This is a genomic window from Flavobacterium sp. GNP002, assembly GCF_054343795.1.
Window position 1 is genome coordinate 1,739,620 of the sequence record NZ_JBTGUW010000001.1, and the last position, 14,626, is coordinate 1,754,245.

General features: G+C 38.1%; 8 protein-coding genes, 2 tRNA genes and 3 rRNA genes. 10 read left to right on the forward strand and 3 right to left on the reverse strand.

Annotated features, from left to right (window positions below; all coding sequences use genetic code 11):
• Positions 1-187 precede the first annotated feature (187 nt).
• From ACXX80_RS07575 to ACXX80_RS07585, 3 genes are all read left to right on the forward strand, one after another.
• On the forward strand, positions 188-1,111 hold the full coding sequence (locus ACXX80_RS07575; RefSeq protein WP_458552685.1) for a PstS family phosphate ABC transporter substrate-binding protein: 924 nt from the start codon (positions 188-190) through the stop codon (positions 1,109-1,111).
• A 16-nt stretch (positions 1,112-1,127) separates the two neighbouring features.
• Entirely contained in the window at positions 1,128-2,795 is a 1,668-nt protein-coding gene (locus ACXX80_RS07580; RefSeq protein ID WP_458552686.1) for a tetratricopeptide repeat protein, read from the forward strand.
• Positions 2,796-3,024: 229 nt separating this feature from the next.
• Positions 3,025-3,657 carry a 7-carboxy-7-deazaguanine synthase QueE gene (locus ACXX80_RS07585; RefSeq protein WP_315208863.1) on the forward strand — a complete coding sequence of 211 codons (633 nt, stop codon included), beginning with the start codon at positions 3,025-3,027 and terminating at the stop codon, positions 3,655-3,657.
• Positions 3,658-3,727: 70 nt separating this feature from the next.
• Here ACXX80_RS07585 and ACXX80_RS07590 read toward each other — a convergent pair whose 3' ends face one another.
• Together ACXX80_RS07590 and ACXX80_RS07595 are read right to left on the reverse strand one after the other, a co-directional pair.
• Positions 3,728-4,270: a YfiT family bacillithiol transferase gene (locus tag ACXX80_RS07590; RefSeq protein WP_458552687.1), complete on the reverse strand. Its 543-nt coding sequence runs from the start codon at positions 4,268-4,270 to the stop codon at positions 3,728-3,730.
• A 14-nt stretch (positions 4,271-4,284) separates the two neighbouring features.
• Complete coding sequence (locus ACXX80_RS07595) at positions 4,285-5,001, reverse strand: class I SAM-dependent methyltransferase (protein WP_458552688.1); 717 nt, start codon at positions 4,999-5,001, stop codon at positions 4,285-4,287.
• Positions 5,002-5,093: 92 nt separating this feature from the next.
• Here ACXX80_RS07595 and ACXX80_RS07600 point away from each other — a divergent pair, with 92 nt between their 5' ends.
• Positions 5,094-5,591 (forward strand): YkgJ family cysteine cluster protein, encoded by a 498-nt coding sequence (locus ACXX80_RS07600; RefSeq protein WP_458552689.1) that lies wholly within the window; start codon positions 5,094-5,096, stop codon positions 5,589-5,591.
• A 97-nt stretch (positions 5,592-5,688) separates the two neighbouring features.
• Here ACXX80_RS07600 and ACXX80_RS07605 read toward each other — a convergent pair whose 3' ends face one another.
• Positions 5,689-6,885: an exo-beta-N-acetylmuramidase NamZ family protein gene (locus tag ACXX80_RS07605; protein ID WP_458552690.1), complete on the reverse strand. Its 1,197-nt coding sequence runs from the start codon at positions 6,883-6,885 to the stop codon at positions 5,689-5,691.
• A gap of 133 nt (positions 6,886-7,018) precedes the next feature.
• Here ACXX80_RS07605 and ACXX80_RS07610 point away from each other — a divergent pair, with 133 nt between their 5' ends.
• The 6 genes from ACXX80_RS07610 to rrf all read left to right on the forward strand — a co-directional run bounded on the left by ACXX80_RS07610 (position 7,019) and on the right by rrf (position 14,461).
• The gene (locus ACXX80_RS07610) at positions 7,019-8,245 is read left to right on the forward strand and encodes an ABC transporter permease (protein ID WP_458552691.1); all 1,227 of its coding nucleotides are present in this window, start codon (positions 7,019-7,021) and stop codon (positions 8,243-8,245) included.
• Positions 8,246-9,314: 1,069 nt separating this feature from the next.
• Positions 9,315-10,828 (forward strand): 16S ribosomal RNA (locus ACXX80_RS07615).
• A 124-nt stretch (positions 10,829-10,952) separates the two neighbouring features.
• A tRNA-Ile gene (locus ACXX80_RS07620) sits at positions 10,953-11,026 on the forward strand.
• Positions 11,027-11,118: 92 nt separating this feature from the next.
• Positions 11,119-11,192: transfer RNA gene (locus ACXX80_RS07625), tRNA-Ala, on the forward strand.
• 130 nt (positions 11,193-11,322) lie between these two features.
• Positions 11,323-14,206 (forward strand): 23S ribosomal RNA (locus ACXX80_RS07630).
• Positions 14,207-14,351: 145 nt separating this feature from the next.
• Positions 14,352-14,461, forward strand: a 5S ribosomal RNA gene (rrf, locus tag ACXX80_RS07635).
• Together the 16S, 23S and 5S rRNA genes with 2 tRNA genes alongside form the textbook arrangement of a ribosomal RNA operon.
• Positions 14,462-14,626: the final 165 nt, after the last annotated feature.

Genomic DNA, 14,626 nt, shown 5'->3' on the forward strand with positions numbered 1-14,626 from the left:
GCGATTTCTTCTTGTTTTAGGAATTTTGTTTTTTCTAGTTTATCTTGTTTTAGGTTTATTTATTATCTTTATGAAGAATTTTCCTTTAGCAATGACGCCTACATATAGAATAGCTTTTGGTGTTTTGCTTATTGTTTATGCTTCTTTTAGATTCTTCCGAATTATTAATGATAATAATAACTAGATCATGAAAAATCATTCTAAACTTTCTCTTTTTATTTTGTTTTTAGTTGCAGTATTGGTTTTTGCATGTAATCAAATATCAGATAAAAATGCCAAGGAGACTATTCTAAAAGGTTCGACGATCATTTATGTAGACGAAACGTTAGCACCTATTATTGAAGAGCAAGTTTCGGTATTTGAAAATGAATACGAAGCCAAAGTAACGCTTGTCGCTAAATCTGAATCGGAGACAGTGAACTCTTTATTTAAAGAAAAGGCAGCTATTGCTATTTTATCTAGAAATTTATCTGCCGAAGAATTGAAGATTTTCAAACAAAGAAAAATTAATCCTAAAACAACTGTTTTTGCTACCGATGCTATAGCTTTTATAGCAAACAAAAACAATAAAGATACGCTTGTTGCGTTACAAGATGTTATTAGTTTCATGCAAGGTAAGCCTGTAGCATCAATCAAAGGATTGGTTTTTGATAATCTAAATTCAAGTACAGTTCGATACATGAATTCTTTGGCAGGTATAAATGCTATTCCTGAAAAGGGTGTTTTCTCATTTAAATCTAATGATGAAGTTATAAAATATGTTTCTGAAAATGATGGTATGATTGGAGTAGTTGGTGTTAATTGGCTTTCACAACCATTACCCGCAATGCAAACATATGTTGATAATGTTACTACTTTAGGTGTTAAAGGTCTTAAAAGTGATAACTATTATATTCCATCACAAAATAATATTGCAGAAGGAAAATACCCTTTGGCACGCGATTTGTATATAATCAATTGTCAAGGTTTTTCTGGTTTAGGAATGGGCTTTGCCTCATTTGTTGCTGGAGATGTCGGACAAAGAATAATTTTAAAATCTGGATTGCTACCGGTTCGTATTCCAACAAGAAAGTTTACAATAATTGGTAAAGACCAAAATGATAAAAAATAAATTAACTACAATTAAAATGAATAAATTTAAATTTTTTAGTGTTGCATTGTTGGCTTCCGCTTTTGCGAGTCAAGCACAAGATATTAATCAGGCAAAAAAGGCTGTCGATGCAGAGCAATTTGAAAGTGCTAAATCGATATTAAAATCGATTATCAAAGCAAAACCAAGTAATGGTGCAGCTTTCTTTACTTTAGGGAATGTATATCTTACTCAAAGTGTTGAGGATTCTGCTAAAATTTATTTTCAAAATGGATTAAATACATCTGAAGGGGCTAAATTAAATTATATTGGTTTAGGTCAAATGGATTTAGATAAAAATGATGTGACTGGAGCACAAGCTAAATTTGCTTTGGCTACTAAGGACATTAAAAAGAAAGACGTACAAGAGTATGTTTATATAGCAAGAGCTTACATGAATGTTGCGAAACCAGATTATAAAAGTGCAATTGCTATCTTGAACCGTGCTGTGATCAACAATCCTCAAGATGCTCAATTACAACTAGCATTAGGAGACGCTTATTATGGTGATGGTAAACAAAATGAAGCTTATGTAGCGTATAGAGGTGCTTTTCAAGCTGATAATACTTTGCTAAGAGCTAAAATGCAATTGGGTGTTTTGTTGAAAGGCGCTAAATCGTATGACGAAGCTTTGAAAGCTTACAATGAAGTTATCGCTATAAACCCTAATTATGGTCCTGTTTATAGAGAACTAGCTGAAACATATTATAAAATTGCACGTAACAAACCGTCTCAAGCTGCTGCAAATTATAAAACTGCGATTGGATATTACGATAAATACATGTCTTTGACAGATTATTCTATTCACTCAAGAATGCGTCGTGCTGACTTCCTTATCTTAGTAGAAGATTATGCGGCTCTTGAAGTTGAAGCTAATAAAATGATTGAATTAGATAAAGTTAATCCAAGAATCTATCGTTATTTAGGATATGCTGCTTATAAAAATGGAAATGTTGATGTTGCTATTAAGTCATTGGAAAGTTTTATCAGTGCTCCAGGAAATAAAGCAATTGCTTTAGATTATTTATATTTAGGTTTGACCAAAATTAAAAAAGGAACTAGTGCAGATGGATTAGCAATTGATGCAGGAGCTTTTAACGCGGGATTAGTAGATATCAAAAAGGCGGTTGAAATGCAACCTTTGGCAGTTCAAGATTTAAGTGAAGTTGGTAAAAAATTATTTACACTAAAACTTTACAAGGAAGCTGCTTCAATTTTTGAATTTGGATCTAATGTTATGGATTCTAAAACATATCTTGATGATAATGTTTATTATGGTTTAGCAAATTATTATGCTAATAATGGTAAAGATGTGAAACCAGATGTTATTTCTTTGCAAAAAGCAGACGCTGCTTTCGAAAGAGTATTAGTAGCATCTCCGGCATATCATGAAGCATATCTTTACAGAGCTAGAACGAATAGATTGCTTGAAAAAGATGATGTTATGACTAAGAATTATGAGGATTATGTTGCTAAAGTTACAGCTTTAGGTGCAGAAGAAACAGCTAAACCTGCTGTTAAAGCTAAAATTATTGAGTCATACAATAATATTGCTGCTAATTATGCTAATACTGATAAAGCGAAAGCAATGGATTATTTCAGAAAAACATTAGCTCTTGATCCTGCTAATGCTTACGCAACTGAATCATTGAAAACATTGAAATAAAATAATTGTTTCTTCATATTATAAACCGATAGTTTTTTAACTATCGGTTTTTTCTTTTTTAATAGTATTTGAAATTTTAAAATAATAGGGTTGAATTCTGGTTGTAAAATCATTGCGAACAATTAAATAGCAACTGTGAATTTTGGTTCTTCAAAGTTTATTGTTTTAGTTTCTGTTTTCAAATTATCTCATTTTCAAATTAACTATCTTTGCACTTTAAAATTAAATAATGTTATCAAAAGAAATACAATTAGAAGTTAATAAAGGTGCTATGCTACCATTAATGGAAGAGTTCTATACTATTCAAGGGGAAGGATTTCATACAGGAACTGCTGCATACTTTATTAGAATTGGTGGATGTGATGTGGGTTGTCATTGGTGTGATGTTAAAGAAAGCTGGAATGCTGAATTGCATCCTCCAACAGGTATTGATTTAATTGTTTCTAACGCAAGTAAATATTCAGAGACTGTTGTAGTTACTGGTGGGGAGCCTTTAATGTGGGATATGACTTTGCTGACGCAAAAGCTAAAAGATAATAATAGAAAAGTTCATATTGAAACTTCGGGTGCATATCCGCTTACCGGAACTTGGGATTGGATTTGTCTGTCTCCAAAGAAAAATAAATTACCCACAAAAACTGTTTATGATAATGCACATGAGTTAAAAGTTATCATTTACAATAAACATGATTTTATTTTTGCCGAAGAGCAAGCTGAAAAAGTAAATAGTAATGCTATTTTATTTCTGCAGCCAGAATGGAGCAAAAAAGAAGAAATGACTCCACTTATAGTAGATTATGTGATGAATAATCCAAAATGGCGTGTTTCTTTACAAACACATAAATATTTGAATATTCCTTAAAATTTAAAAATCCCAAATGCTAACTGTATTTGGGATTTTTATTATTGGAGAAAATAGTTTAAACGTTCAATTACCAACCTTTTTGCTTTTTCAGTTCCGTGATATGCGCTAAATGGTGGTTTCCATGCCAAGCATAAGTTCCTATTATTTTCTTAATTTTAAATTCTTTGTTATTCTCAGGATGTATAAATGTTTTTTCTAAATCTTCGTTAGATAAACTATTCATTAAATACGCCAAACGATAGTGCAATCCTTCCAGAAAGGAAAGCGTAGGCTGGATAGGCATTGTTAAATTATCATGTAATTCAGCCCAACGATCTTCATGATAGAATTTTATAGTTGGATTTTCCTCTGTCAGCGCCCATTTTATTCTAATGAAACAATTCATGTGGCTATCGGCACAATGATGAATTACTTGACGGATAGTCCAACCATCTTGACGATATACTGTTTCAAGTTGTTCTTCGGTTAAGTGAAGTACTTCTTTTTTCAATTGTTCAGGGAAACTTGCGATTTCTGCTATTTTATTAGTTATATATTCTCCTGAATAGATTTCTGGTGCGATAAATTTCCCAATAGGATAACGTAAATCTTCTAATGTTGAGTTTTCCATATTATAAATGTGTTTTAAATCGAAAGCTTCGCTAAATAGTCATAATGTTCCCCTTCAAGAATTAACTCGCTTTGTAATCCATTGGCGAATGCCGCATTTTGTAGCGTGTTATAATCTAAATACAGCCAAGGGAATTTGTCTTCTTTTTCGTTTTTATAACGTATTGTAAAAGTCAATTCGCCATAGTAACCATTACTTGGAATCCATTTTCCGCCATCTTCATCATTATCAAACATGTAAATGATATCCGAAGAATCAATTAAAATTTGTCCGTTTAGATTTAGCAAGCTTTTTAGTTTCTGTAAAAATTTAGTGGTATCTTTTAGTGTTCCAAAAATACCGGTTCCATTCATTAATAATAAAATGGTGTCAAATTTATTTTCAGGATTGTCAGAGTCCATTTCAAGAATGTTTTGAACTTGAGCATTTTTTAACCCTCGTAGGTGACAAGCTTCAATTGCATTTTGAGAAATATCAATTGAACGAACATCAAAATTTCTTTCGTTTTGCAAATACAAACTATGGCTTCCAGCGCCACAACCTACATCCAGAATTTTTCCCTTTGCTAGTTGTAAAGCTTTTTGCTCCAGTTTTGGCATTTCATTATAAGTACGAAATAGATATTCAACACTCATTTCATCTTCTTCAGAAATAGAGGTTTCTGTGATTAAATCTTCCGGGGAATTATTAGTTTGAAAATCAAGTATGGCTTTGCCAAAAAGGTCTTTCATTGTAGTTGATGTGTTAATTTGGTAATTTGTTGATTTGTTTTAAGTAATTTCGCGGAATGTTTTGTCGAATAACCGAAAAAACAAACCTACGAATGGATAATATTTTAAACAATCTTCCTAAAGAAGCCAAAGATAAGCATATCGAAAACAAAAAGTATTTCGATAAGCTGAAAAAGAAGACACCAAAGAATCTGGATTATGTGATGCAGGACTTGCATGATGCTGAATTTAAGAAAACGGATTGTTTAAAATGTGCCAATTGTTGTAAAACGACAGGTCCATTATTCACGGATGCGGATATTGAGCGTGTTTCAAAATATCTTAGACAAAAACCCCAACAGTTTATTGAGCAATATCTTCGTATCGATGAAGACAGAGATTATGTTTTACAAAACGTCCCGTGTACTTTTCTGGATAATGAAAATGCGTGTATGATTTATGATGTTCGTCCAAAAGCGTGCAGAGAATTTCCACATACCGATAGAAAAAAGTTTCAACAGATTACTGATTTAACATTGAAAAACGTGGCAATTTGTCCGGCTGCTTTTAATATTATCGAGGAAATGAAGAAGAAATTACCACTTTTTTAGTCATAAAGTCAAAAGTCTTAAAGTCATAAAGAGAATAGTTTGAATGTTAAATGCTATTTTGAAGGTACTTTAGGACTTTTGACTTTAAAACATTAGACTAGTATATCAAATATTTCGTTCTCATTTTTTTAAATTCAATTAAACCTTTCTCCCAGCTTTGTCTGATTTTATATTCCGAAGTTCCTGCTTCAATTTGCTGTTGCAATTTTTTGGTTCCTGCAAGTTTTGTGAAAAAAGGATTGAAGAATTTTGATTTGTCCTTTGTGGTTAGATACGCCTTAATTATCCATTTTAATTCCAGTCGATTTACTCTTGAATATGTTGACAAATCTTCGCCATAACAAAGTACTCCATTGTAAACAGGATTTTGTGCGCCAAAATTTGGTTTAGGAGTAAAACTAAAGTCACTTTTATTTAAATAAGGAGAGCCATAAATCTGAAATTGTTTTTCAGTTCCTCGGCCTACGCTTATATTCGTACCTTCAAAAAGGCATAGACTCGCATAAAGATTCACGGCCTGGTCATTCGGAAGATTTGGTGATGGCTTTACAGGTAAACTATAATTCATTTTTCTGTTGTAATTACTGCAGGGAATAACAGTCAATTTACATTGTACTCCATTCTTTAACCATTTCTCGCCATTTATCATTTGTGCATATTCTCCAATTGTCATTCCGTGAAGCAAAGGAATAGGATGCATACCCACAAAACTACTAAATCCCTTTTCAAGAATTGGTCCGTCTACAATACGTCCGTTCGGATTTGGTCGGTCAAGAATCAAAAGCGGAATGTTATTTTCGGCACAAGCTTCCATTATGTAATGCAGCGAAGAAATATAAGTGTAAAATCTCGCACCTACGTCCTGCAAATCAAAAACCATGATGTCAATACCTGCGAGTTGCTCTGGTTTTGGTTTTTTATTGTCACCGTAAAGCGAAATAATTGACAGTCCTGTTTTAGCATCTTTTCCATCAATGATATGTTCGCCCGCATCAGCAGTTCCGCGAAAACCATGTTCTGGGGCAAATATTTTTTGTATAGCAATATTTTTTTCTAAAAGAAAGTCGACCAAATGTGTTTTGTTAGAGAGAATGCCGGTTTGATTGGTTACAATCCCAATTTGCTTGTTATTTAATAATGGTAAATAGTTGTTGTAATTATCTGCTCCAGTTTTTATTTCTGTTTTTGGTTTGTCTTTAACTATTTCTAAATCTGATTTTGCATTTAGCGTTGCGTCTGTTTTTCTGGCTGAACAGAAAGTCGGAATGATTGTTAAGAATATAAAACTAATCAATATTTTAAAAAAAGAGTTCATATATAGGTTCAAATAAAATTAAGGCCAATTAGTGTAATTCATGTTTTAGCTGTATTTTTGGCTTTAGCAACGCAAACTGGCGTAGTAAATCCAAATTAGAAAAGCAATCAAATTGAATTTAGAATATTTCATCGCCAAACGACTTATAACTGCTAAAGATTATAAAAGTAGCATATCTGCACCAATTATAAAAATTGCAATCTCGGCAATTGCCATTGGTATGATTATGATGATTGTTTCGGTGGCGACAGGAATAGGACTGCAGCAAAAAATCCGAGAAAAAGTATCGGCTTTCAATGGGCATATCATTATTTCTAATTATGATAACAATCAATCCGAGGTCACCCTGACACCTATTTCTATAAAACAAGATTTTTATCCAAAATTTACCTCGGTTCCCGCAGTTAAGCACATCCAAGCGATAGCCAGTAAAGCTGGAATTATTAGAACTGAAACTGCTTTCGAAGGAATTATTTTCAAAGGAGTAGGAAACGATTATAAATGGGATAATATAAAGGAATACATTATAGAAGGAAGAATTCCAAAAGTTAAAGGGGATTTAAACGAAGAAGTTGTGATTTCTCAGTTTATTGCAAACAGACTGAATTTAAAAGTGGGTGATGGATTCAATACTTTCTTCATGAAAGAGAAAGGGTATAACCTAAGGAATTTTGATGTTGTTGGAATTTTCAATTCGGGCTTTCAAGAATTTGACGCTACTTATATAATAGGAGACATACGCCACATGCAGCGCATCAATAAATGGGCTCCAGACCAAATCGGAGCTTTCGAAGTTTTTGTAGATGATTTTAATACTATAGAATCTACGGGAGAACAGGTTTATGCGCAAACTGCTTCAACATTAGATTCCAAAACTATAATAGAAAAATACAGTTATATATTCGAATGGCTTCAACTATTCGATTTCAACATTATCGTTATATTAGTAGTCATGATTCTTGTCGCCACAATCAATATGGTAGTAGCGCTATTAGTACTTATCTTGGAGCGAACACAAATGATAGGGATTTTAAAAGCGTTGGGAGCTAATAACTGGTCAGTACGGAAAATATTTCTTTACAATGCCTTCTACCTGATAATAAGAGGGCTGTTCTGGGGAAATCTAATTGGTATCTCATTATTATTAATCCAACAACAATTCGGGATAATTCAACTTCCTCCTGAGAACTATTACGTCAATCAAGCGCCAGTTTATTTAAATTGGGGATATATACTTTTATTGAATCTGCTTACCGTGACCGTTTGTTTCTTGGTATTACTAATTCCTTCCTATATAATAACTAAAATTTCACCGGTAAAAGCAATACGTTTCGATTAGAATATTATTTTGGGCGTTCCTCATTATATAAACAAAGGCGGTTATCAAAAAAGATAACCGCCTTTGTTTATATAATGAGTCGGGCTATCCGCTACAAGTCCTCGTCTGGTTGAGTTTGAGACTCAACCAGACTGCGGGCTTTCTGCTTCTATCCCTAACGCGAACTATAGTAATCCAGAGTTTTTTGGTTATTCGACTAATTCAAAATGACATCTACAAGACAAATTTTTGTTTCCTTATATATAAGAGAGGCTATATATAGGAGCGAATAAAAAAAAGGTATATTATTATAGTATATACTCATTACACTGATTCATACGATTTTTTGGTTAGTAGGCAGAGAGCTGGAGCTTTTTCAGGAGTAAGATGTACAAAGTGGCTGTAAAAAAGGTAAAGTGCAATAAGGTTGTATAGGTAAAGAAAGGTGTGATCAGGTTGTCTATAGGTAATATGATTCACAGTTTTCTGGGGATAAAGCCAAGCTTTCCTTTGAATAGGGCCAGGGAGAGTAAAATAATTTACTTTCAAAATTCACGGTTTCAACGAGTTAAAGTTTAAGTTAAGAAAACATCAAAAAAAAGTGATTAAAAAGCTTGAATAACTCAATAAACGGTGTAGTTTTGCACCCGCAATGACGCAGACGTTCTTTTAAATACTGACAAGTAAAGTTAATCAAATTAGAAAATTTATTTTCAAAAAAAGATTAAAAAAAGCTTGTGAGATTAGAAAACAGATGTTACCTTTGCACCCCGCAAAACGCGCAAAGTTCCTTGAAAGATTGATGAGAAAATAAGAATTAAACGGAGATAAAAATTTCCTAAAAAAACTTCAAAATTTTCTTGCCAGTTAAAAAGAAAGTTGTACTTTTGCACCCGCTTCGAGAAACACTATAACAAGTGTTAACGGAGCTGAAAAAAAGAGATAAGAACACGTTCCTAGACATATTGAATTGACAGCCGTTCCGATGAAAATCGGAACAAAAGAATAAGAGTAATAGAATCGAGAGATTTGAAAAAACCACTAGAATTTAGTCGAATAACAATAGCTTGAGCAATCAAGCAAATAATATACGATGAAGAGTTTGATCCTGGCTCAGGATGAACGCTAGCGGCAGGCTTAACACATGCAAGTCGAGGGGTATAGGTTTTCGGACCTAGAGACCGGCGCACGGGTGCGTAACGCGTATGCAATCTACCTTTCACAGAGGGATAGCCCAGAGAAATTTGGATTAATACCTCATAGTATTATATAGTGGCATCACTTTATAATTAAAGTCACAACGGTGAAAGATGAGCATGCGTCCCATTAGCTAGTTGGTAAGGTAACGGCTTACCAAGGCAACGATGGGTAGGGGTCCTGAGAGGGAGATCCCCCACACTGGTACTGAGACACGGACCAGACTCCTACGGGAGGCAGCAGTGAGGAATATTGGACAATGGGCGCAAGCCTGATCCAGCCATGCCGCGTGCAGGATGACGGTCCTATGGATTGTAAACTGCTTTTGCACAGGAAGAAACAACGCTACGTGTAGCGTCTTGACGGTACTGTGAGAATAAGGATCGGCTAACTCCGTGCCAGCAGCCGCGGTAATACGGAGGATCCAAGCGTTATCCGGAATCATTGGGTTTAAAGGGTCCGTAGGCGGTTTAGTAAGTCAGTGGTGAAAGCCCATCGCTCAACGGTGGAACGGCCATTGATACTGCTAAACTTGAATTATTAGGAAGTAACTAGAATATGTAGTGTAGCGGTGAAATGCTTAGAGATTACATGGAATACCAATTGCGAAGGCAGGTTACTACTAATGGATTGACGCTGATGGACGAAAGCGTGGGTAGCGAACAGGATTAGATACCCTGGTAGTCCACGCCGTAAACGATGGATACTAGCTGTTGGGAGCAATCTCAGTGGCTAAGCGAAAGTGATAAGTATCCCACCTGGGGAGTACGTTCGCAAGAATGAAACTCAAAGGAATTGACGGGGGCCCGCACAAGCGGTGGAGCATGTGGTTTAATTCGATGATACGCGAGGAACCTTACCAAGGCTTAAATGTAGATTGACCGGTTTGGAAACAGACTTTTCGCAAGACAATTTACAAGGTGCTGCATGGTTGTCGTCAGCTCGTGCCGTGAGGTGTCAGGTTAAGTCCTATAACGAGCGCAACCCCTGTTGTTAGTTGCCAGCGAGTCATGTCGGGAACTCTAACGAGACTGCCAGTGCAAACTGAGAGGAAGGTGGGGATGACGTCAAATCATCACGGCCCTTACGCCTTGGGCTACACACGTGCTACAATGGCCGGTACAGAGAGCAGCCACTGGGTGACCAGGAGCGAATCTACAAAACCGGTCACAGTTCGGATCGGAGTCTGCAACTCGACTCCGTGAAGCTGGAATCGCTAGTAATCGGATATCAGCCATGATCCGGTGAATACGTTCCCGGGCCTTGTACACACCGCCCGTCAAGCCATGGAAGCTGGGGGTGCCTGAAGTCGGTGACCGCAAGGAGCTGCCTAGGGTAAAACTGGTAACTAGGGCTAAGTCGTAACAAGGTAGCCGTACCGGAAGGTGCGGCTGGAACACCTCCTTTCTAGAGCCTTAGTGTTAGTATTAATACACGCTAGGGAAAGAAGACGAAAGTTCGAGTTGGAAACAAGTTTCAACATTATATTACTCTTGCTGTTAGTTCAAATAATACCATTTAAGAATAAGAGTGTCTCGTAGCTCAGCTGGTTAGAGTACTACACTGATAATGTAGGGGTCGACAGTTCGAGTCTGTCCGAGACAACTATTTTAGACTTAAAAAAAGAAGAAATTCTAGAGTTGAGGAGTTATGAAGTATAAATTCATAATTCATAATTCACAATTCATAATTAGATTGGGGGATTAGCTCAGCTGGCTAGAGCGCCTGCCTTGCACGCAGGAGGTCAACGGTTCGACTCCGTTATTCTCCACAAATCCGAAAGGATACAAGTTCATTGACATATTGAGATAAGAAAATAATAAAAAGTAGAAAGCATTTTTTGCTTGTTTATCATTAGACAAGTAAAAGAAACGGTCTTGTTTTAACTAACGAGATTGGTACAATAAGCAAAATAAGGGCGTATGGGGGATGCCTTGGCTCTCAGAGGCGATGAAAGGCGTGATAAGCTGCGAAAAGTTACGGGGATTGGCACACACGATATGATCCGTAAATACCTGAATGGGGCAACCCACTATGTTGAAGACATAGTACACCGATAGGTGGGCAAACCCGCTGAACTGAAACATCTAAGTAGGCGGAGGAGAAGAAAACAAAAGTGATTCCGTAAGTAGTGGCGAGCGAACGCGGATTAGCCCAAACCAATGTTGTTACGGCAATATTGGGGTTGTAGGACCACGACATTTGTTGCGGATAGAATTAGAATTTACTGGAAAGTAAAGCCAAAGAAGGTGATAGCCCTGTATAAGTAATAGAAGATAACGATAGTGGTATCCTGAGTAGGGCGGGACACGAGAAATCCTGTCTGAATTTGGCGGGACCATCCGCTAAGGCTAAATACTCCTGAGAGACCGATAGTGAACCAGTACCGTGAGGGAAAGGTGAAAAGAACCGTGAATAACGGAGTGAAATAGATCCTGAAACCATACGCTTACAAGCGGTCGGAGCCCTTTCGTGGGGTGACGGCGTGCCTTTTGCATAATGAGCCTACGAGTTAACGTTGCTGGCAAGGATAAGTGGTTAAGCCACGGATCCGTAGCGAAAGCGAGTCTGAATAGGGCGCTTTAGTCAGTAGTGTTAGACGCGAAACCGTGTGATCTACCCATGGGCAGGATGAAGCGCTGGTAACACAGTGTGGAGGTCCGAACCGGTTGACGTTGAAAAGTCTTCGGATGACCTGTGGGTAGGGGTGAAAGGCCAATCAAACTCGGAAATAGCTCGTACTCCCCGAAATGCATTTAGGTGCAGCGTTATGCGTAAAGTTATATAGAGGTAGAGCTACTGATTGGATGCGGGGGCTTCACCGCCTACCAATTCCTGACAAACTCCGAATGCTATATAATGTTTCATAACAGTGAGGGCTTGGGTGCTAAGGTCCAAGTCCGAGAGGGAAAGAACCCAGACCATCAGCTAAGGTCCCCAAATATATACTAAGTTGAAAGAACGAGGTTTGTCTGCCCAGACAGCTAGGATGTTGGCTTGGAAGCAGCCATTCATTTAAAGAGTGCGTAACAGCTCACTAGTCGAGCGGACGAGCATGGATAATAATCGGGCATAAGTATATTACCGAAGCTATGGATTTAGAGTTTACTCTAAGTGGTAGGGGAGCATTCTAACAGGGTAGAAGGTGTTTCGTAAGGGATGCTGGACTGGTTAGAAAAGAAAATGTAGGCATAAGTAACGATAATGCGGGCGAGAAACCCGCACACCGAAAGACTAAGGTTTCCACAGCTATGCTAATCAGCTGTGGGTTAGTCGGGACCTAAGGCGAACCCGAAAGGGACAGTCGATGGACAACGGGTTAATATTCCCGTACTAGTTATTACTGTGATGGGGTGACGGAGTGATGAAAGCGCCGCGAACTGACGGAATAGTTCGTTGAAGTACCTACCTATAAGCTGCGCAGGCAAATCCACGCGGCTTGGGGAAATACGATAGTACTCGGAGTCTTCGGACAAAGAGATAGTGCGCCTAAGGGCTTCCAAGAAAAACCTCTAAACTTCAGGTAATAAGTACCCGTACCGCAAACCGACACAGGTAGTCGAGGAGAGAATCCTAAGGTGCTCGAGAGATTCATGGCTAAGGAATTAGGCAAAATAGACCCGTAACTTCGGGAGAAGGGTCGCCAGCAGCAATGCTGGCCGCAGTGAAGAGGTCCAGGCGACTGTTTATCAAAAACACAGGGCTCTGCAAAATCGTAAGATGAAGTATAGGGCCTGACACCTGCCCGGTGCTGGAAGGTTAAGAGGAGATGTTATCTTCGGAGAAGCATTGAATTGAAGCCCCAGTAAACGGCGGCCGTAACTATAACGGTCCTAAGGTAGCGAAATTCCTTGTCGGGTAAGTTCCGACCTGCACGAATGGTGTAACGATCTGGACACTGTCTCAGCCATGAGCTCGGTGAAATTGTAGTAGCGGTGAAGATGCCGCTTACCCGCAGTGGGACGAAAAGACCCTGTGCACCTTTACTATAGCTTAGTATTGACCTTGGATAAATGATGTGTAGGATAGGTTGGAGACTGTGAAGTGGCGTCGCTAGGCGTTGTGGAGTCATTGTTGAAATACAACCCTTTGTTTATCTGAGGCCTAACCCCGTAATACGGGGGACATTGCTTGGTGGGTAGTTTGACTGGGGTGGTCGCCTCCAAAAGAGTAACGGAGGCTTCTAAAGGTTCCCTCAGTACGCTTGGTAACCGTGCGTAGAGTGCAATGGCATAAGGGAGCTTGACTGAGAGACATACAGGTCGATCAGGTACGAAAGTAGAGCATAGTGATCCGGTGGTTCCGCATGGAAGGGCCATCGCTCAAAGGATAAAAGGTACGCCGGGGATAACAGGCTGATCTCCCCCAAGAGCTCATATCGACGGGGGGGTTTGGCACCTCGATGTCGGCTCGTCACATCCTGGGGCTGGAGAAGGTCCCAAGGGTTGGGCTGTTCGCCCATTAAAGTGGCACGCGAGCTGGGTTCAGAACGTCGTGAGACAGTTCGGTCTCTATCTACTGTGGGCGCAAGAAATTTGAGTGGATCTGATTCTAGTACGAGAGGACCGAATTGGACAAACCTCTAGTGTATCTGTTGTCACGCCAGTGGCATCGCAGAGTAGCTACGTTTGGAAGGGATAAGCGCTGAAAGCATATAAGCGCGAAACCCACCACAAGATGAGATTTCTTTTAAGGGTCGTGGGAGATGACCACGTTGATAGGCTATAGATGTAAAGGCAGTAATGTCATAGTCGAGTAGTACTAATAACCCGTAAGCTTATGTACGCTTTTCCCCCGATGCAAGTCGGGGGGAGAAACTTTCTAATAAAAAAAACTTTTCTTTATCTCAGTATGTTAAGATATTATGTGATTGATGTTTATTATACAATAAACAACATTACAATAATTGCCCAAAGCAATTATAACCTCTTAAGGTGGTTATTGCGGCGGGGCTCACCTCTTCCCATCCCGAACAGAGTAGTTAAGCCCGCCTGCGCAGATGGTACTGCAGTTATGTGGGAGAGTATGTCGTCGCCTTTCTTTGAAAAACCCTATTCCTATCGGAATGGGGTTTTTTGTTTTACAATGCTACCAGTGTTAGGCTAATGCATAGATGGGGCGCATTTCTTTAAACTTAGCTCGTTCTGGATTCTATTATAATCCTCATCATGTTTGATGAGGATTTTTTGTGTTTATAGGTTATGT